At 69.4% G+C, this 18,755-nt stretch carries 18 protein-coding genes; 6 read left to right on the top strand and 12 right to left on the bottom strand.

All coding sequences use genetic code 11. From position 1 onward, the window contains the following. Positions 1–316: 316 nt before the first annotated feature. Both ACK41C_RS04285 and ACK41C_RS04280 read left to right on the top strand, forming a co-directional pair. Positions 317–1,168, top strand: coding sequence for a glutamate racemase (locus ACK41C_RS04285; RefSeq protein ID WP_409650832.1), 852 nt, complete (start codon positions 317–319; stop codon positions 1,166–1,168). A gap of 13 nt (positions 1,169–1,181) precedes the next feature. Next, entirely contained in the window at positions 1,182–1,709 is a 528-nt protein-coding gene (locus ACK41C_RS04280) for an ATPase (protein WP_409650830.1), read from the top strand. 3 nt (positions 1,710–1,712) lie between these two features. Here the strand turns inward: ACK41C_RS04280 and ACK41C_RS04275 are convergent, their stop codons facing one another. From ACK41C_RS04275 to ACK41C_RS04255, 5 genes are all read right to left on the bottom strand, one after another. Further along, the gene (locus ACK41C_RS04275) at positions 1,713–3,032 is read right to left on the bottom strand and encodes a bifunctional folylpolyglutamate synthase/dihydrofolate synthase (RefSeq protein ID WP_409650828.1); all 1,320 of its coding nucleotides are present in this window, start codon (positions 3,030–3,032) and stop codon (positions 1,713–1,715) included. 48 nt (positions 3,033–3,080) lie between these two features. Further along, on the bottom strand, positions 3,081–3,857 hold the full coding sequence (locus tag ACK41C_RS04270) for an SDR family oxidoreductase (RefSeq protein ID WP_409650826.1): 777 nt from the start codon (positions 3,855–3,857) through the stop codon (positions 3,081–3,083). A gap of 57 nt (positions 3,858–3,914) precedes the next feature. After that, positions 3,915–4,652, bottom strand: a complete 738-nt coding sequence (locus ACK41C_RS04265) for a M48 family metallopeptidase (RefSeq protein WP_409650824.1) — start codon at positions 4,650–4,652, stop codon at positions 3,915–3,917. Between the two features lie 10 nt (positions 4,653–4,662). Continuing rightward, entirely contained in the window at positions 4,663–5,934 is a 1,272-nt protein-coding gene (locus ACK41C_RS04260) for a polyhydroxyalkanoate depolymerase (RefSeq protein ID WP_409650822.1), read from the bottom strand. Positions 5,935–6,025: 91 nt separating this feature from the next. Continuing rightward, entirely contained in the window at positions 6,026–6,613 is a 588-nt protein-coding gene (locus tag ACK41C_RS04255; protein WP_409650820.1) for an SCO family protein, read from the bottom strand. A 53-nt stretch (positions 6,614–6,666) separates the two neighbouring features. On the opposite strand from ACK41C_RS04255, the gene ACK41C_RS04250 reads away from it, so the two are divergent. Further along, a complete protein-coding gene (locus ACK41C_RS04250) occupies positions 6,667–8,061 on the top strand; it encodes an ActS/PrrB/RegB family redox-sensitive histidine kinase (protein WP_409650818.1) in 1,395 nt (464 codons plus the stop codon). Between the two features lie 82 nt (positions 8,062–8,143). Next, positions 8,144–8,701: an ActR/PrrA/RegA family redox response regulator transcription factor gene (locus tag ACK41C_RS04245; protein ID WP_409650816.1), complete on the top strand. Its 558-nt coding sequence runs from the start codon at positions 8,144–8,146 to the stop codon at positions 8,699–8,701. On the opposite strand, the gene mmcB is transcribed toward ACK41C_RS04245, so the two are convergent. Next, on the bottom strand, positions 8,698–9,159 hold the full coding sequence (gene mmcB / locus ACK41C_RS04240) for a DNA repair putative endonuclease MmcB (RefSeq protein WP_409650814.1): 462 nt from the start codon (positions 9,157–9,159) through the stop codon (positions 8,698–8,700). The genes ACK41C_RS04245 and mmcB overlap by 4 nt on opposite strands. A gap of 257 nt (positions 9,160–9,416) precedes the next feature. On the opposite strand from mmcB, the gene ACK41C_RS04235 reads away from it, so the two are divergent. Further along, positions 9,417–9,890, top strand: coding sequence for a hypothetical protein (locus ACK41C_RS04235; RefSeq protein WP_409650812.1), 474 nt, complete (start codon positions 9,417–9,419; stop codon positions 9,888–9,890). A 77-nt stretch (positions 9,891–9,967) separates the two neighbouring features. On the opposite strand, the gene ACK41C_RS04230 is transcribed toward ACK41C_RS04235, so the two are convergent. The 5 genes from ACK41C_RS04230 to ACK41C_RS04210 all read right to left on the bottom strand — a co-directional run bounded on the left by ACK41C_RS04230 (position 9,968) and on the right by ACK41C_RS04210 (position 14,162). Continuing rightward, positions 9,968–10,504 carry a lipocalin family protein gene (locus ACK41C_RS04230; protein ID WP_409650810.1) on the bottom strand — a complete coding sequence of 179 codons (537 nt, stop codon included), beginning with the start codon at positions 10,502–10,504 and terminating at the stop codon, positions 9,968–9,970. Between the two features lie 79 nt (positions 10,505–10,583). After that, complete coding sequence (locus ACK41C_RS04225; protein WP_409650808.1) at positions 10,584–11,711, bottom strand: diiron oxygenase; 1,128 nt, start codon at positions 11,709–11,711, stop codon at positions 10,584–10,586. Positions 11,712–11,942: 231 nt separating this feature from the next. Then, positions 11,943–13,073, bottom strand: a complete 1,131-nt coding sequence (locus tag ACK41C_RS04220; protein ID WP_409650806.1) for a ferritin-like domain-containing protein — start codon at positions 13,071–13,073, stop codon at positions 11,943–11,945. 125 nt (positions 13,074–13,198) lie between these two features. Further along, positions 13,199–13,606 (bottom strand): metallopeptidase family protein, encoded by a 408-nt coding sequence (locus ACK41C_RS04215; RefSeq protein ID WP_409650804.1) that lies wholly within the window; start codon positions 13,604–13,606, stop codon positions 13,199–13,201. Then, entirely contained in the window at positions 13,599–14,162 is a 564-nt protein-coding gene (locus ACK41C_RS04210) for a hypothetical protein (RefSeq protein ID WP_409650802.1), read from the bottom strand. Before ACK41C_RS04210 ends, ACK41C_RS04215 begins: the two co-directional genes overlap by 8 nt. Positions 14,163–14,251: 89 nt before the next feature. Between ACK41C_RS04210 and ACK41C_RS04205 the strand changes: the two genes are divergently transcribed. Next, positions 14,252–16,573 (top strand): ATP-binding protein, encoded by a 2,322-nt coding sequence (locus ACK41C_RS04205; RefSeq protein WP_409650800.1) that lies wholly within the window; start codon positions 14,252–14,254, stop codon positions 16,571–16,573. A gap of 9 nt (positions 16,574–16,582) precedes the next feature. On the opposite strand, the gene ACK41C_RS04200 is transcribed toward ACK41C_RS04205, so the two are convergent. After that, complete coding sequence (locus ACK41C_RS04200) at positions 16,583–18,679, bottom strand: ATP-binding protein (protein WP_409650798.1); 2,097 nt, start codon at positions 18,677–18,679, stop codon at positions 16,583–16,585. Between the last annotated feature and the right edge of the window lie 76 nt (positions 18,680–18,755).

Genomic DNA, 18,755 nt, shown 5'->3' with positions numbered 1-18,755 from the left:
TGTGGTCGGGCGTTGGGGCTGTTTGGAGTCCCCCCCCCACGCCGACGGCCCAGGCGTGGGCCGAAGCGTCGGTGTCTTGCGCGCCGGAAAGCGCGTTGGGGCGTGCAGTCATTTCGGGAGAAGTCTCAAGTCGAGGGCGACGCGACAAACGGCGCGCGGCCTGCGTCGGAGCCGTGCGCCGGCGGCGAAGGTTCGCCGCACACCAGGAACTTCGCGCTGACAGATATGTCAGTCTGACATCGGTGTCAAGATGGGACGCCCATGTTATGCAAGCCGGCGCGTGGACGCGGGGCCGGCGCGCGGCTAGACCGGTTCTATGGCTATCGGCGTCTTCGATTCCGGCATCGGCGGGCTCACCATCCATCACGCGCTCGTCGAGCGGTTCCCCAAGGCCGATTTCGTGTTCCTGGGCGACCAGGCCAACGTGCCCTATGGCGGCCGGCCCGGGGAGGAGATCGTCGAGCTCACCCGGCGCGGTTGCGAGCGGCTGTTCGCCGAGGGTTGCGATCTGGTGGTGCTGGCCTGCAACACCGCCGCGGCGGTGGCGCTCCGCCGGCTGCAGCAGACCTGGATTCCCGGCCATCGACAGGCCCTGGGACGGCCGGTCAACGTGCTGGGCATCATCGTGCCGACCATCGAGGCGGCCACCGGCCTGCCCTGGGAGCACGAGGCCGAGCGGCGGGGCGAGAAGGTGGAGAAGCTGGACGTGCTGGCGGTCTTCTGCACGCCGGCCACCGCCGCCTCCCGCGTCTATGAGATCGAGATCGACAAGCGCCGCCAGGACGTGGCGGTGTTCACCGAGCCTTGCCCGAACCTCGCGCGGATGATCGAGGCGGGCGCGCCGCGTGCGGATCTCGCCGCCGAGATCGAAGCTCATGTGAAGGCGGTGACCACCCGCATCGGGCGGGCGCCGGACCGGGCGATATTGGGCTGCACCCACTACGAGATCGTCGGCGACCTGTTCCGCGCCGCCCTGAAGCCCGGCACGCCCCTGATCCACCAGCCGCAAGCCACGGCTGAGGCGCTTGCGGCCTATCTGGAACGCCATCCCGAGTTCCGCACCGGCGATGCAGGAACCCGCCGGTTCCTCACCACGGGCAAGCCCGGCGCCCAGCACGCGCTCGTTGAAACCTTCTGGGGAGCGCCCCTAAGCTTCGAGCCGGCCTGAAGGGGGAACGCCGATGAGAACGATCCTGGCCGCCTGCTTTGCTGTCGCGATGGGGGGCGCCGCGCACGCGGAGGTGGTCGAGCAGTCCGACGCCGGCTTCCGCATCCGCAATACGGTCGCGACGGCCGCATCGCCCGATCGGGTCTACGCGGCCCTGGGCGAGATCGGCCGCTGGTGGGACGACGCCCACACCTACAGCGGCCAGGCGGCGAACATGACGCTGCGCCTGGAGTCCGGCGCCTGCTTCTGCGAGGCCCTGCCCCAGGGGGGCGGCGTGCGGCACGGGGTGGTGGCGCTAGCCTGGCCGGACCAAAGCCTGCTGCGGCTGGAGGCGGCGCTGGGGCCGCTGCAGGACGAAGGCGCGGCTGGCGCCCTGACCTTCCAGGCGAGGGTGAAGGACGGCGTGACGGAGATCGTGCAGACATACAACGTCGGCGGCATGACGGCGGATCGGGCCAGGCGCTTTGCGCCCCTGGTCGATCAGGTCATGCGGACCCAGCTGGAGCGGCTCGGTCGCTACGCCGCGACCGGAGCGCCTTAAGCGTCAGGTCGGCCAGGTCTCGGGGCTGAGGGCCAGGACTTCGCCGGCGAAGTGCAGACCGCCGCAGATCAGGATGTGCGGCGGCGGACCGTCGCCCTCCAGGGCGCGGCGCACGCCCGCCTCGGCGTCGGCGACGGTTTCCGCCAGCAGGCCGCCTTGGCGCGCGGCCTCGGCGATGGCCTCGGGCGAAGCGGCGTTGGGCGACTCGAAGGTGGTCGCCAAGACCTGCGGCTTCAGGCCTGCGAACGGTGCGAAGAAGCCGGCGGCGTCCTTGCGCGCGAACATGGCCGCGACCAGCACCAGGGGCCGCGGGTCGCGGGCGACCAGCCGGCCCGCCGCTTCGGCCAGAGCCTTGCCGGCATGCGGATTGTGCCCGCCGTCGAGCCACAGGTCGGCGCCGCGCTCGGCGGCGATCTGCGCCAGCGGACCGGCGGTCAGGCGCTGGAACCGCGCGGGCCAGACCGCGCCGGCCACGCCGCGCGCCAGGGCGGCCTCGTCCAGGCGGGGATTCTCCAGGGCGAGCGCCGCCGCTACCGCCAGGCCGGCGTTGGCGAACTGATGGCCGCCGAACAGGCTGGGCGCAGGCAGGTCGTAGAGCCGGTCCTCGGTCTGCACCAGCAGTCGCCCGCGTTCCTCCCAGGCGTCGAAGTCGCGGCCCATCAGGCGCAGGGGTGCGCCGAGCAGCTCGGCCTCCTTCAGGATGACCGCCTCGGCCTCCTCCATTTGGCGGGCGACCACCACCGGCCGGCCGGGCTTGATGATCCCGGCCTTCTCCCACGCGATCTTGGAGAGTTCCGGGCCCAGCATCTCCAGGTGGTCGTAGTCCACCGGCGTGATGACGCTGACCGCCGGCGCGGCGAAGACGTTGGTGGCGTCGAAGCGCCCCCCCAACCCAACCTCGACGATGCAGAGGTCGGCCGGCGTCTCGGCGAAGGCCTGCAGGGCCAGCACCGTGGTGATCTCGAAGAAGCTGATCGGCTGGCCGGCGTTGGCCGCCTCCACCTTGTCGATCAGCTCGTCCAGGCGTGCGTCGGAGATCAGGGTTCCGGCCACCCGGATCCGTTCGGCGAACCGCACCAGGTGGGGCGAGGTGATGGCGTGGACGCGCAGGCCTGCGGCCTCGGCGATGGCGCGCAGATAGGCGACCGTGGAGCCCTTGCCGTTGGTGCCGGCCACATGGATCACCGGCGGAAGCCGCAGGTGCGGGTCGCCGAGCGCGTGCAGCAGCCGCTCCACCCGCCCGGTGGTCAGGTCGATGAGCGAAGGGTGATTGGCGCGCAGGCGCAGGATCGCCTGGTCGGAGGCGCGGATGGGATCATACATGAGCCGGATCCAGGATCTCCGGGGGCGACGGGACTGCGGCTGGAGCGCCTACATCGCCGAAATGCCGCCGTCGAGCTTCAGCTCCGCGCCGGTCATGAACTTGCTCTCGTCCGAGGCCAGATAGAGCACCGCATTGGCGATGTCGTCGGGCTCGCCGATATGGCCGAGCGGCACCTGCCGGGCGAGCTTGGCCTCGGCCGCCTCCTTGCCGAACTGCTGGCGCAGGGGGTCGAGGATCGGGGTGTCGATGAAGGTGGGATGGATGGAGTTCGAACGGATGTTCAGCCCTTGCTTGGCGCAATGCAGCGCGATGCCCTTGGACAGCAGCCAGACGGCCGCCTTGGAGGCGTTATAGACCGGCGAGTTGTGCGCGGCGATCAGGCCGGCGATGGACGAGATGTTGATGATCGAGCCGGGCTGGTTCTGACGCATGTACTTCAGCGCGTGCTTCGTCCCCAGGAAGACGGAGTCGACATTGACCCCCATCACCAGCTTCCAGTCCTCGTAGGACAGCTGCTCGATATTGCCGCCGCGGCTGATGCCGGCGTTGTTCACCAGCACCGAGATCCCGCCCATGGCGGCGTCGGCCTCTTCCAGGGCGTAGATCCACTGGTCTTCCTTGGTCACGTCCAAGGGGAAGGCGAAGGCCGTCCCGGCGCCATGGGCGGCGTCGATCTGCGCGGCCACGGTCTTGGCCCCTTCGAAATTGATGTCGGCGATGGAGACCTTGGCGCCTTCGGAGGCCAGCCTGCGGGCCATGGCCGCGCCCAGGCCCTGGGCCCCGCCGGTGATGAACGCCTTCTTGCCCGCCACGCGCCCGGCCATGAAGTCCTCCGCTTCCCTGTTCCGCCGACCGTCTTAGCCGTCCCGGCGGCGGGTGGTCTAGCGGCCGAAGGCGTGCAGGCGCGCACCGTGCGTCCGCAGCCAGGCGCGATGGGGCCGCACGTCGCCCACCAGGTCCGCCACATGAGCCCAGAACCGCGGCCCGTGGTTCAGCTCCAGCAGGTGGGCGCACTCGTGGGCGACCACATAGTCGGCCACCTCGAAGGGCGCGAGCGCTAGCCGCCAGGAATAGCGGATCGCCGCTGGAGTCCCCGGCCGCCCCGGCTTGCACGAGCCCCAGCGGCTGCGGGCGTCCATGATCGTCACGCTGGGCAGCCGGGCGCCCAGGCGGGCGGCATGGCGGGCGGTTCGCTCCGAGAGCACGCGCAGGGCCTCGCGCCGGATCGCCCGCACGACCGCGGCGGCGTAGGCTTCGCCCTCGCCGCGGGTCAGGATCCGCGCGGGCTCGGCCTCGGTGGCCGCCAGCAGCCGCGCCGGGCGGTCCCAGGCTTCAAGTCGGCATGGCCGGCCGAACAGCTCGATGATCTGGCCGGGCGCCACCGCGCAGGGTTCGGGAAGCTCGGCCAGGCGCGCGGCGATCCAGTCGGCGCGGGACCTAGCGAAGGCGGCGGCTTCCCCAAGGCGCCGGGCGCTGGGGGCGGTGGCGACGATCTCGCGACGCGTGCGGTCGAGCCGCAGGGAGACGCGCCGCGCGCGCGGGTGGATCTTGAGCCGGACGGCGGCGCCGGCCACCTCCAGCCGATCGCCGTCGGCGAAGGCTCGGCCGAAGGGACTCATGGCCCTTGAGTTAAGCCGCCGCGATCGACTTGGCGAGCCCGGCCTCGTGGCCGCGGATGAAGGCGCGGACCCGGGGATAGATCTCCTCGCGGAACCGCCGGCCGTTGAAGACGCCGTAGTGGCCGACATGCGGCTGGACGTAGTCCTGCTTGAAGTCGTCCGAGAGGCCGGTGCAGAGCGCATGCGCCGCCTGGGTCTGGCCGATGCCGGAAATGTCGTCGTTCTCGCCCTCGACCGTCATCAGGCCGATGTCGCGGATCGCGCCGGGCTGGACCGGCCGTCCGCGGTGGATCAGCTCGCCCTTCGGCAGCAGGTGCTGCTGGAAGACGTAGTCGACGGTCTGGAGATAGAATTCCTCGGTCAGGTCCAGCACCGAGAGGTACTCGTCGTAGAACTCCAGGTGCTTGTCGGCGGAGTCCCCGTCGCCCTTCATCAGGTCCTCCAGATAGCGCAGGTGCGCCTCCTGGTGCCGCTCCAGGTTCATGGACATGAAGGAATAGAGCTGGACGAAGCCCGGATAGACCCGGCGCCCCATGCCCGGATAGGGCGCCGGCACGGTGTAGATCATGTTCGACTTGAACCAGGCGAAGGGCTTCTCCTCCGCCAGCTTGTTGGTGACCGTCGGCGAGAACCGGGCGTCGATCGGCGAGCCCATGAAGATCATCGAGCCGGGGCGGCACTCCTCCCCATCCTCGGCCATCAGCGCGGCGGCGGCCAGGACCGGCGGGCCCGGCTGACAGACGGCGACCACGTGCGGCCGCGGCCCCAGCTGGCGCAGCATCTCGCGGATGTGGTCCACATAGTCGTGGAAGTCGAAGCGGCCCTCCAGCACCGGCACGTCGCGGGCATTGGACCAGTCGGTGACGAACACCTCGTGGTCCTGCAGGAAGGCTTGGACCGTGCCGCGGAGGAGGGTGGCGTAGTGGCCCGAGAGCGGCGCCACGATCAGCACCGCCGGCTCCAGGTCGCGCCGTCCGGCGCGGCGCATGTCGGCCATGTCGCGCGCGAAGTGGGTGAGCTTCACCCAGGGGCTGCGCCAGACCTCGGTCGGGCGCACCCGCACCGGCTGACCGTCGATCTCGACGCTGTCGATCCCCCAGGCGGGACGGCCGTAGCGGCGCGTCAGGTTGGCCATCAGGCCGGCGCCGGCGTAGAGCGTGCGCCCCAGCTCGCTGTCGCGGCCCGGATTGAGCGGCGAGGACCAGAAGTCGCGCGTCGCCTGGGCGGCGAGCCTCACCGGGGTGGAGGCGTAGTAACCGGCCTCATAAAGGGCGTAGAGCATCCGATACCTCTTTCGCTGCGACGCAGCATAGCATTCGGATGCTTAAGGGAGTCCAGAGCTTCGCCGTTCCCACTGCGGCGCTTCGACGCCCTCAGCCGCGCATCGCCGCCGAGATCTGACGCGCCAGCTCCTCGGGCGGGATTCCGTAGGGCAGGATGCGATCGAAACGCCCTTGCGGGTTCATCAGATAGGCCCCGGAGAAGTGGTTGACGAGATAGCCCTCGCCTTCGCCTTCCTTGGAATAGTAGGCGCGATAGGCCTTGGCGGCCGCGTCCACCTGGGCCGGCGTTCCGGTCAGGCCGACGGTCCCCTTCGGGAAGATTTCGTTGGAGAGGTAGGCCTTCATCTGCTCAGGCGTGTCGCGCTCCGGATCCACGGAAATGAACACCACCTGGAAGTCGTCGGCCTTGGGGCCCAGCTGGTCCTGGGCGGCGGCGAGCGCCTGCAGGGTGGTGGGGCAGATGTCGGGGCAGTAGGTGAAGCCGAAGAAGACCGCGGTCCACTTGCCCTTCAGAACGCTCTCGTCGGTCGGACGCCCCTCCTGGTCGACCAGCTGGAAGGGGCCGCCCACGTCCGGCTGGCCGCGATCCTCGAAGACGCCGCCGCGCCAGGCGATGCCGCCGAGCGCGGCCGCGCCCACCACCAGGGCCAGGATCAGGATCAGGCTGCGGACGGACATGAAGGCGCACCTCGGGGCTCGTCAGGCGGCGCGTTCCGCGCGATGCTCGGGACGTGAAGGCGTCCCTGAGGAACCCTCCGCCGGCGCGGCCGCATGGCGGCCTCGATAGGCAAAGCCCGCCCTCGGCGCAAGACAGCGCGCCGTGGGAGGTCGATCCCGTCCGCAGTGGGCGCCTGCGGATGCGGACCCTCGTCACCCTGCGCTGGCTGCTGGTGGGCGGCGAGGTGGCGGTGCTGGCGGCGGCCGGGGCGCTCGGCTTCGAGGCGCCCTACGCCCTGTGCTTCGCCGTGGTGGGCCTGGCGGCCTGGGTCAATCTCCTAAGCGGCATCGCCTCGCCCGGCCAGCGGCTGGTGGGCGACAAGGAGGCCATCGCGCAGATCGGCTTCGACATCGGCCAGATCGCCGTCCTGCTCTATCTGACCGGCGGCACCGCCAATCCCTTCATCCTGATGCTGATCGCGCCGGTCACCCTGGCCGCGGCCACCCTGCCGGCGCGTCCGGTCTCCATCCTCGCAGGCGTCGCCATCACAGCCTCCATGATCCTGGCCTTCGTCTACCTGCCATTGCCGGCGGCGCCGGGCGCGGATCTCGACCTGCCGCTCAGCTTCCGGCTCGGCGCCGCGATCGCCAACCTGGCTGGGGTGGTGGTCATCGCGGGCAGCGTGCGCCAGGCCTCCGAGGAATCGGCCCGCATGGCGCTCGCCCTCGACGTCACCCAGACCGTGCTCGCCCGCGAGCAGCGGCTCTCGGCGCTCGGCGCGCTCGCCGCGGCCGCCGCCCACGAGCTCGGCACCCCCCTCGCCACCATCTCCATCGTGGCCAAGGAGATGGCGCGCGGGACGAAGGACCCTCAGACGCGTGAGGACGCCGAGCTGCTGATGGCCCAGGCCGAGCGCTGCGGCGAGATTCTCCGGCGGCTGACCGATGCGCCGGCCGCCGCCTCCGACGAGGTGCACGAGCGCATGAGCCTGCGTCAGCTGCTGCAGGAAGTGCTGGAGCCTCACGCCGAAGTGAAGGGGGTGCGCCTGGAGGCGATCGTCACCGGAGTGCCCGGGGCGCGGGCGCCGGACATCTGGCGGATGCCCGAGGTGCTGCACGCGCTCACCTCCTTCGTGGAGAACGCCGTCGACTTCGCCGCCTCCGAGATCCTGGTCACCGCCCGCTTCGACGCCCAGAGCGTCAGCATCGAGGTGCGGGACGACGGGCCGGGCTTCGCGCCTGAAATCCTTGCGAAATTGGGCGAGCCCTATGTGACCAGCCGCCCGGGCGTCGCCGGCGGCCGCACCGGGCACGTGGGCATGGGGCTCGGCTTCTTCATCGCCAAGACGCTGCTGGAACGAACGGGCGCGACCGTCACTTTCCAGAACGGCCGGCCTCGCGGGGCGGTGATCTCGGCGCGTTGGGCGCGCGCGCGCATCGAGGCGCCGAGCGCCCGGGGCGAGCCATGAGGCCACTTGCGGATCGCCGCCGATCCGCGACATCATGTCGCACAAGGCGCGAAGCTGGAACGTCGCTATCGGAGGTTGCCGTATGACCGATCTGTCCGCCGACATCGCCGCCCTTCCGGACAAGACCCTGCTGGTGCTCGACGACGACGCGCCCTTGCGCACCCGCCTGGGCCGGGCGCTGGAGCAGCGCGGCTTCGAGCCCGTGCTGGTGGGCAGCGTCAACGAAGCGCTGGCGGTGGTGAAGTCCCAGGCGCCGGCCTTCGCAGTGCTCGACATGCGGCTGGAGGACGGATCGGGTCTGAAGGTGGTGGAGGCTGTTCGCGACGCCCGCCCCGACGCCAAGGTCGTGATGCTGACCGGCTACGGCAATATCGCCACCGCCGTGGCGGCGGTGAAGTCGGGCGCGATCGACTATCTGTCCAAGCCGGCCGACGCCGACGACGTGGCCCGGGCCCTCCTGGCGCGCAAGGACGAATCCCCGGCCCCGCCCGAAAACCCGATGAGCGCCGACCGCGTGCGCTGGGAGCATATCCAGCGGGTCTATGAGCTCTGCGGACACAACGTCTCGGAGACCGCGCGCCGGCTGAACATGCACCGCCGGACGCTTCAGCGGATCCTGGCCAAGCGCGCGCCGCGCTAACCCTCGAGATCGGTCGCCGCCACGCCGCCGGCCCGAAGGGCGGCCAGCCGTCCGAAGGCGATGGTCAGCGCCTTGCGCCGCGCCGGCGCCAACGGGCTGACCGGCGCCTCGCGGAGCACCGCGCCGCCGAAACCGTCGCAGACCAGCAGGCCCGGATCCTCCGGCAGGATTTCGCGCGGAAACTCCGGGGCCACGGCGAAGGCGAACCGGTCGCAATAGGGCAGGTATTCATGCCACTTGCGGTCGACGCGATAGTCCTCGATCCCCGACTTCACCTCGATGATGGCGATCTCACCCTTGGGCCCCAGAGCCATCAGATCCGCCCGCCGCCCGTTGGGCAGGGTGACCTCGGCCAGGGGCGCATAGCCCAGGTCGGCCAGCAGCCGCGCGGCGCCGCGGGTCACGGCCGCGGTGATCTCCGGCCGGCCGACGGCCACCAGGGTGACGGAAACCTCCATCCCGCCAACATGTTCCGGCTTCGTTCCGGATGCAAGGGGCGGGCGATTGTATGGTCTACAAACTGACTGGCGCGTAGCGGTTGTGGTGCTAGCTTGGCCGCATGCCGAGCGCGGTTTTCCCGTGTCCGCATTGTGGACGCCCGATCAACCTTGGAATGGTCTTTGGGCCGGGGCTTAATGTCCGCATCATTGGCAGCATAATAAGTTGCCCATGGTGTCGAGGCCCAGCGCCGATACCTGATGGCGACTACAGCTTTGTGCGCGATGTCGTCGATGCCCTTCGCGAAAGCACTCCGCAAGACATCCTTCGGTTCCGCGATATCGCCCAGAGGGCAGCAAGCGGGCTTGTGTCGCAAGATGACGCGGCGCGGGAATCCCAGGAGATTCATAAGGCGTTTGCGCGCCTAATCGTGATCGCGATGCAGTGGGGCATTCCAAGCCTGCTGGTCGCCTTACTCGCACTCTATATTCAGTGGCAGGCTTTGAAAGAGAGCGCCGCGACGAGCGAAGCGATCTTGGATGAGCTTCGTCAGAGCAACAGGAACGACGAGCTGATCCTGAAGGAGCTGCGCCAGCTCAATGAAATTGAGTCGGGATCACCACCCCCAGCGATGACAATACCCAAGCCGCGACCCAGCCAAGAAACAGCCAACGCAGCCACGCCGATAAACCGTCACGCGCGGCGTAAGCTGAGATCAAATCGGAAGCCGCGTGGTCCAACCCGCCTTTGATCTTCAATCTATCTAGTGGGGCCTTGGCACGCCAAGCTTTGAGGAGCCAGGCGGTGCCGCGCCGAAAGGCGTCCGCCTCAGTTCCGCGCGGGCTGCGGGAATTCCAGGCGGCCGACGTCGTAGCCGAGCTGCCGGAGGCGGGCGAGCGCCTGGGTGCGGACGTTCGCCGGCAGGGTGGGGCGCTCGGCCATCAGCCAGACATAGTTGCCGCCCGGCGTGCCGAGCACCAGCCAGCCCTGGTCGGGCTGGTGGTCCAGCACCCAGTATTCCTGCTTCACCAGCCCGCCGAAGAAGCTCATCTGCAGCTTGGCGTTGGTGGCGGGGTCCATGACCCTGGCGGTGGCCTTCCACTCGGTGGGCGGCTTGGAGAGCCCGGCCTTGTGGCAGCGCTGCACGACCGAATAGCCGCCTGCGGCCCGGGTCCATTCCGACGTGCCGCCCTGGCAGCCGGACTGCATCTTGTTGGGCAGGCGGGCGATCTCGTACCAGCGGCCCATCATCTGGGTCAGCTCGATCCGTTCCGACGGCGCAGGCGGCGCTGCGGCGGCCGGCGCTGCGGCGAGGAGGAGGGCGGCGAGGGCGAGGGGGAAAGCCGTCAGGCGCATGGTCGGCATGGCTAATACGAGCGAGTGAAAAAGGAAACGCCCGCGAGCTTGCTCGCGGGCGCATGAACCCCATCCGAACGAAATCGGGCTATTCCGCGGCGATGGTGACCGGGCGGGCCTCCCGGTCCTGGAAGTTGATGGTCTGGAGATAGCGGATGCCGTCCTCGGCGATGTCGTCGCCCACCATCCGGTCGCCCTCGCCGGCCAGTTCGTCCATGTCCACATACATGGCGTAGAAGCCGCGGGTCCGGTCGGTGATCAGGCCGGCGTTCAGCAGGGTCTTGACCAACACCCGGAAGATGTTGGTCTCGCCCTTGAACTTGCGGGTCGGGTCGCGCTCCTTGCGCCGCTGGATGATGTCGGCCACCACGCGCTCGGGGTCGAGCCCGAACTGGCCGTAGATCTCGGCCTGCTGGCGCGGGTCGCCGCGGTCGAAGAGGAGCTTCTGGGCGCAGTGGGCGGTCCAGTCCTCCATGATGTTCCGCTCGGCCTCTGAAAGGTGCGGCACGGTGCGGTCGGCCCAGATCTTCCCGAACTTGTGGTGGAAGGCCTCGTCGGTCATCACGAGCTGGAACAGCTTCTTGGCCAGCGGGTCGCGATTGTATTTGTAGCCGTTGGCGAAGGCGCCCATGGCCAGGCCCTCCACCAGCATCTGCATGCCGACGATCTTCTTGTAGACCTCCGGCGCCTCGATGATCTCCACGAGCAGCGACTTCAACGCCGCCCCGCACTCCGTCGGCCGGCCCCAGCGGGCCTTGATGTACTTGGCGAAGGCGGTGACGTGGCGGGCTTCCTCGCGCGTCTGGTTGGCCGCGTATTCCTGGGCGCCCTGGTCGTAGAGCACGTGGCAGAGGCTGGCCGAGAGGTTCAGCGCCCCCTGCTCCCCATGCAGGATCGAGGAGAAGTTGCGCAGCTGCATGTAGTTGATGAACCGGACCTTCTCCTTCGGATCGGTCAGGGTTTCGGCGATGTAGGGGAGGCGCAGCAGGGGCTGCATCTCCTCCGGCATCATCGGCTCGTTCTCCATGTCGAACGGCTCGTCGAAGTCGATGTACTTCTTGTCGAGCGGGTCCCAGAAGTGGTCGTGGGTCGCCGAAATGATCTTGTCGAAGGCGGTGGACCGCTGGTTGTAGCGGTCGAGCTGCAGCATGGACTCGAAGTCGTCGGGGGCCACAGCCCCGTACATGCCGTCCTTGGTGATGTTGCCGTCGGCCACGGTCGAATCCTCCGCAAATCAATGGGGCCCGTCTGGCGCGGGCGCTCAAATCTCGCGGATGATCGCCCCGAACGGCGTACCCGTCAAAAGAAAATGACGCGGCGTCACCATTCGAACGCGGTTTGGATTAGGGCGCCGTCGAAGCCGAGGCTGCAGATACGAAAGCGGCGCCTCAGCCTGGGCCGAGGCGCCGCTTGGGTCCGGCTTTCACCGGGATGAGCGGGGTAGCTCCTACTCCGCGGCGATCGAGATCGCTTTGACCGCGCGGTCCTTGAAGTTCACTTCCTGCAGGAACTTGATGCCCTCTTCGGCGATGTCGTCGCCGACCATCCGGTCGCCTTCGGCCTTCAGTTCGTCCATGTCCACATAGGTGGCGTAGAAGGCCTTGGTGCGGTCGGTGATGATGCCGGCGTTGAGCAGGGTCTTCACCAGCACCCGGAAGATGTTGGTCTGCTCCTTCATGTTCTCGCGACGCTGCTCGTCGTTCACGATCTCGGCCATCTCGGCGATCACCTTGTCGGGATCGAGGCCGAATTCCTCGTAGAGGTCCCGCTGCTGCGAGGGCGCCACCAGGTTGAACAGCAGGGTCTGGAAGCAGTGGGCGGCCCAGTTCTCGATGATCTCGTGCTCGGCCTCGGTCAGGTGCGGAATGGTCCGGTCGGCCCAGATCTTCCCGAACTTGTGATGGAAGGCCTCGTCGGTCATGACGAGCTGCAGCAGCTTCTTCCCCATCGGGTCGCGGATGTTGTTGAAGAAGGTGGCGAAGGCGCCCATGGCCAGGCCCTCCACCAGCATCTGCATGCCGATGATCTTCTTATAGACCTCGGGGCTGCCGATGATGTCGACCAGCAGGGCCTTCAGGGTCGGGCCGCATTCCACCGGACGGCCCCAGCGGGCCTTGATGTACTTGGCGAAGGCGGTGACGTGCCGGGCTTCTTCGCGGGTCTGGTTGGCGGCGTATTCCTGCGCGCCCTGGTCCTTCAGCACGTGGCAGAGGCTGGCCGACAGGTTCAGCGCCCCCTGCTCGCCGTGCAGGATGGAGGAGAAGGAGCGCAGGGCCGACTGATTGACGAACCGCACGCGGGTCTTCCAATCCGACAGGTGGTTCGACACGTAGTCCGTGGACATGGAGATGATCATGTCCTCCGGGAGGAGCATCTCGTTTTCCATGTCGAAGGGCTCGTCGAAGTCGATGTACTTCTTGTCGAGCGGATCCCAGAAGTGGTCGTGGGTGGCCGAGATGATCTTGTCGAAGGCCGTCGAGCGCGCGTTGTAGCGGTCGAGCTCGAGCATGGACTCGAAATCGTCCGGGGCGACTGCGTCGTAGATCAGGTCCTTGGTGATGTTGCCGTCGGCGGCCATCCGGGTCGTCCTCCTCGACGTGGCGCAATGCGCCGTTTGACTTTCGTCAAATGCTCTCAAGAGAACGTCGATCAGTCAAGGAAAATGACGCACGCGTCACCTTTGCCGGCGAGCCGGGAGCGGGCTCAGTCCGCCGCCGCCTCGATGGCGTGGATGTCGTCGTCGGACAGTCCGAAGTGGTGCCCGATCTCGTGCACAAGCACATGGGCCACCAGATCGCCGAGGGTCACGTCCCCCCGCTCGGCCCATTCGTCCAGGATCGGGCGGCGGTAGAGGAACACCATCGAGGCCTGGGGCTGGGGGTCGAAGACCGACCGGCGCGACAGGTCCACGCCCTGATAAAGGCCGGTCAGCTCGAACGGATCCTGGATTCCGAGCTCGTCCAGAACCTCGTCCGGCGGAAAGTCGTCGACGCGGAAGATCACCTCGCCGGTCATGGCGCGAAAGCCTTCGGGCAGGGCGGCGAAGGCCTGCTCGGCCAGGGCCGCGAGGTCGTCGAGAGAGGGCGCCAGGCCCGAAGGAATCTCACTCATCGGGCACGATGATATGCGGCGCTTCGGGCAGGCGTCGCTCGAAAAGGCCGATGTCGAGCGGCTGCTGCGGCTTCACCGGCGCCAGCGGCTGGCGGGCCATCGCCTTCAGAGTGGCCGGATCGACCTCCTGGCGGCTCCGCCTGCGGGCTTCGCGCGCTTGCGGGGCCGGCAGGTCCGCCCCGGCGCCCGCGCGCCAGTAGGAGACCAGCAGCCGCCAGACGGTCTTCGGCGCTGGCGGCGGGTCGGGCCAGCGCCGGCCGTCGCGATAGGCCGGCCGCACCGGGGCCAGGGCGCGGCCCTCGGCCCGCTCCACCAGGGCGCAGTATCGGTCCTCCGGCGGCAGGCTTGCGCCTCGCCCGGGTCGGTCGTCCTCCACCCGCCCGGAAAAGGCGTCCAGCGCCGCCTCGCGGGTGGCGTAGGCGGGGCCGGCCGGCTCGGTCGAGAACCGCACCGCCTCGCCTGCCAGGGCCTGAGCCTCACGCTCGCGCGCGGCCCGGCCCCTCGGCCTGGTCAGCGCCTCCTCGGCGCTCGAAGCGATGGGATAGAGGATCGTCATGGGCGCGCATCATCGCCCAAAAGCGCGGACCGGAATATGGTCGGCCAGATGATTCGCTGTCGACGAGGACGGGCGTCGATGGAGCGCCGATGAGCGAGCAAGACCTGATCCTGGCTGCGGCGGCCGGCGGCGTGTTCCTCGCGCTCTGCGCCATGGCCTGGACGCTGCACGAACGCCGGCGCAACGACGCGCGGCTCTTCGGCCTGCGACGTAAGGTGGCCGAGCTGGAATTGGCCGCCGAAGCCGCCCAGGCCTCGGCCGAGGCCTTCGATTCGGCCCTGCTGGCGGTGGAGGAGGGGCGCGCCTTCCTGGCCTCCGGCGGCGAGAGCCTGGCGGCCTGCGTGGCGGTGCTCGGCCTTGCCGAAACCGACCCGCAAGGGGTGGTGAACGCCCTGATGCGCGCCGACCCCGATCATTCCCGTCGCCTGCGCGCCCTGTTCGAGCGAGGCGAAGCCTGCGCCTTCGAGGTTCGCGGCCCGCGCGGGGCGGTGGCGGTGGAGGGGCGCGCCGCCGGCGCGCTCGCCTGGCTCAGGCTCTCGGCCGTGGCGGGCGAGGACGCCGGCCTGCCCACGGCCCCACGCTTCGCCGCCTTCCTGGATGCACGCGCGCTCCCGGCCTGGATCGCCGCGGCAGACGGCAGCCCGGTCTGGGCCAACGACGCCTGGCTGGCCGCCGCCGGCGCGGCCGGGATGGACGAGGCGGTCGCTCGCGGCTTCACCTTCGACAAGGCCGCCGACGCGCTGGCCGCCGAGGCGGCCAACCTGGGCGCGCGGCGCGAGATCGTACGCTGGTCCACCCTGGGCGGGCGACGCCGGGCCTTCCGCATCGCCGCCGAGCCGCTGGAGGGCGGGGGCGTGGGGGTCTGGACCGAGGACGTCACCGAGACCGAGGAACTGCGCGAGATCCTCAAGCGCCACGTCGCGGCCCATGACGAGACCCTGAACCACATCGCCGACGCCGTGGCCATCTTCGGCGAGGGCAAGAAGCTGATCTTCCACAACACCGCCTTCGCCGAGCTGTGGGGGCTGGAGCCAGCCTGGCTGGCCGAACATCCCAGCCACGGCGAGGTGCTGGACCGCCTGCGCCAGCGCCGCCGCCTGCCGGAGACCGCCGACTACGCCAAGTGGAAGGCCGCCGAGCTGAACCGCTACGAGGATACTTCGGCCGCGCCCGACGACCTCTGGTCGCTGCCGGACGGCCGCACCCTGCGGGTGGTGCGCCAGCCGCACCCGATGGGCGGCATGCTGGTGCTGTTCTCCGACATCACCGGCGAACTGAAGCTCAAGGCCCAGTACAACGCGCTGATCCAGGTCCAGCAGGCCACGCTCGACAAGCTGAACGACGCGGTGGCTGTGTTCGGCTCCGACGGGCGGCTGCGGCTGCACAACGAGGCCTTCGAGCGGTTCTGGAACGTCACCGGCGCCCAGCTCGACGTGGCCCACGACTTCGAGGGCGTGGTGGAGCTGTGCGTGCCGCGCCTGCACGACATGAACTTCTGGCGCGAGCTGAAGGGCCGGGTCGCCGACACCGATCCCCAGGCGCGCACGCCGATCTCCGGGGAGACCAAGACCTCCGATTCGAAGATCATCGTCTATCAGACGAGGCCCCTGCCCGACGGCGCGACGCTGATCGCGTTCGCCGACGTCACCGACGCGCGCAAGCTGGAGCGGGCCCTGGCCGACCGCTCGGCCGCCCTGGCCGAGGCCGAGCGGCTGAAGCGGGATTTCGTAGGCAACGTCTCCTATGAGCTGCGTACGCCGCTCACCACCATCATCGGCTATTCGGAGCTTCTGGAACGTTCCGGGGAGAATCTGTCCGAGCGGGGGCGCGGCCACGCCGCGGCCGTGCGGGCGGCGGCCACCCAACTGGCGCGCTCCATCGACGACGTGCTGGACATGGCCCAGATCGACGCCGACGAAATGGCGCTCGACCTGGAGGACGTGCGCGTGGCCGAACTCCTGGAGGATGCGGCCCGCCGCTGGGCGCGCGAGGCCGAGGCCGCCGGCGTCGCCGTCCAGGTGGAGCACGCCCAGGACGTGGGGCTGATCCGCGGCGACACCCGACGCCTGGCCCAGATCCTCGACCACCTGGTGGAGAACGCCGTCCGCCAGACGCCGCCGGACGGGAAGGTGACCATCTCCGCACGCCGGGCCCTGGGCGAGATCCAGCTGCAGGTCTCCGATACGGGGCGGGGCATCCCGTTCCACGTCCAGGCGCACATCTTCGACCGCTTCATCGGCCGCGAGCGCGGCGGGCCGGGCCTGGGCCTGGCGCTCGTCAAGGCGCTGGTGGAGCTGCATGGCGGCTGGGTGGCCCTGGAGAGCGAGCCGGGCGCCGGGGCGACCTTCACCTGCCACCTGCCGGAGGCCGCACAGGAAGCCGCGGCCGGCCAGCCGGAACTCAGCTTCTGAAAGGCCCGATCAGGCGTTGACCGCCCGCGCCGCAGGCGCGTCTGCGGCCTTCTCGCTCCAGACCTGCTCGACCACGTGCAGCAGCCGCTCGGCGGTGATCGGCTTGGTGACGTGGCCGTCGGCTCCTGCGGCCATCGAGGCCTGGGCATGCTCGGGCATGGCGTTGGCGGTGAGCGTATAGATCGGCGTGTGCCGGCCCTGCTTGGCCTCGCGCCGCCGGATGGCGCGGATGGCCGTCAGCCCGTCCATCACCGGCATCTGCATGTCCATCAGGATCAGGTCGAAGTCGCCGCGGGCGGCCTCGTCCACCGCATCGGCGCCGTTCTCCACGGCGATCAGGTCGACCCCCGCCGCGCCCAGGATCAGCTCCACCACCCGGCGGTTGGTGGGATGGTCCTCGGCCAGCAGCACGCGCATGGCGCCTACCTCCGGCTCCTCGGGCACGGCGTTCTCGTGCTCGCCCCACATCTCAACCGCGCCATGGCGGCGCGGCAGCTCGAGCTGCAGGGTGAAGGTCGCGCCCTTTCCGGGCTCGGCTTCGGCCTCCAGCCCCCCGCCCATCGCTTCGGCCAGGGAGCGCGAGATGGCCAGCCCCAGGCCCGTGCCCCCGTACTGGCGGGTGATCGAGCCGTCGGCCTGCTGGAACCGCCCGAACAGCCGCTGGCGCGTGGCCTCGTCGAAGCCGATGCCGGTGTCGGAGACCTGGAAGGTCAGGTGGGTGGTCGTCTCGTCACGACGGGCGCTCACCTTCAGCTTCACCTCCCCCTCCGAGGTGAATTTCACGGCGTTGCCCAAAAGGTTGGTCAGGATCTGGCGGATGCGCGGGGCGTCGCCCTCGTAGGCGCCCAGGGCGTAGGGCTCGATCTCCACCTTCAGCTCCAGGTCCTTGGCCTTGGCGCTGGCCTCGAACAGGGCCGCGCAGGCGTTGACCGAGGTGGCCAGGTCGAAGGGTTCGGGCCGGATCTCCATGCGGCCGGCCTCGATGCGGGCGAGGTCCAGGATGTCGGTCAGCAGGGCTTCCAGCGTCTGGGCCGAGGTCTCGACCAGCTCCACCATCTCCGCCTGGTCGGGGGCGAGCGGCGTGCGGGCGAGCGCGCCGGCGATGCCCATCACCCCATTCAGCGGCGTGCGGATCTCATGGCTCATATTGGCCAGGAACTCGCTCTTGGCCTTGTTGGCGGCCTCGGCGGCCTCCTTGGCGGCCACCAGCTCCATCTCGTCGCGCTTCTGGCGATCGATGTTGCGCAGCACGCCGACGATCCGCAGGACGCGGCCCCTCTCGTCGCGCACCGCCTCGCAGGCCGAATAGTGCCACTGGTGCGGCCCGTCCTTCTGCATCATCCGGTAGACCTGCCGGAAGGGGACGCCGTTCTTCAGATAGTCGTCCCAGGCGGCCTGGGCGGCGGGGCGGTCCTCGGGATGGATTCCACGCCAGATGTCGGTGTTGAGCTCGTCGAAGGTCGCGTCGACCTCGTGCAGCGGGTCGAGATAGCCGCCGGCGTTGAGCGTCCGCCGCCGGAAATCCAGCTCCCACATGCGCAGCTGGCCGATCTCAAGGGCCAGCTTCAGGCGCTCCTCCGACCGCCGGGCCTCCTCGGAGGCCTTCACCAGGTCCCGCTGCGCGCGGTGCCTGACACATTCGTTGGCGGCCACGTCGGCAAGGTCGCCCAGATAGGCGGCGAGTTCGGGGTCGTGGCCCCGGGGCTCGTGGTGCGCCACGCAGACCACGCCGATGGTTTCGCCCGTCGCCAGGCGGATTGGAGCGCCGGCGTAGAACCGGACGCCGCCTTCGGTCCTCACATGGGGGTGGTCGGCGAAGCGCGGATCGCACCGGGCGTCGGCGACCCACAGCAGCGCATCCTGCGCCACCGCGACTTCCGAGAACGACTGGTCGTCGCTGACCTGCGGGCTCCATTCCCGGCCCAGACTGGCGTGCCAGGTGTGCTGGGCGCCCACCAGCACGACGTCGCCCAGCTCCGTTCGTGCGAAGGCCCGTGCGAGGCGGCCGACCCGTTCGAAAGTGGGTTTCAGTTCGTCCAAGTCGAGGGTGGCGATCGCCGCGAGGCGCGCGGCCTCGCCTGGCGAAGCCGATCCTTGTTTGGACATTTTCTTCCCCGGACTCGTTTTGAGGCCGGAGACTGCCTGCCCTTACGTTAAATTTTCCTCATTATCCGAACGGTGT

This window comes from Phenylobacterium sp. (genome assembly GCF_046290725.1).
Taxonomy (GTDB): Bacteria; Pseudomonadota; Alphaproteobacteria; order Caulobacterales; family Caulobacteraceae; genus Phenylobacterium.
Note: the sequence above shows the minus strand (reverse complement) of the source record. Positions and strands in the feature narration are given on the sequence as shown.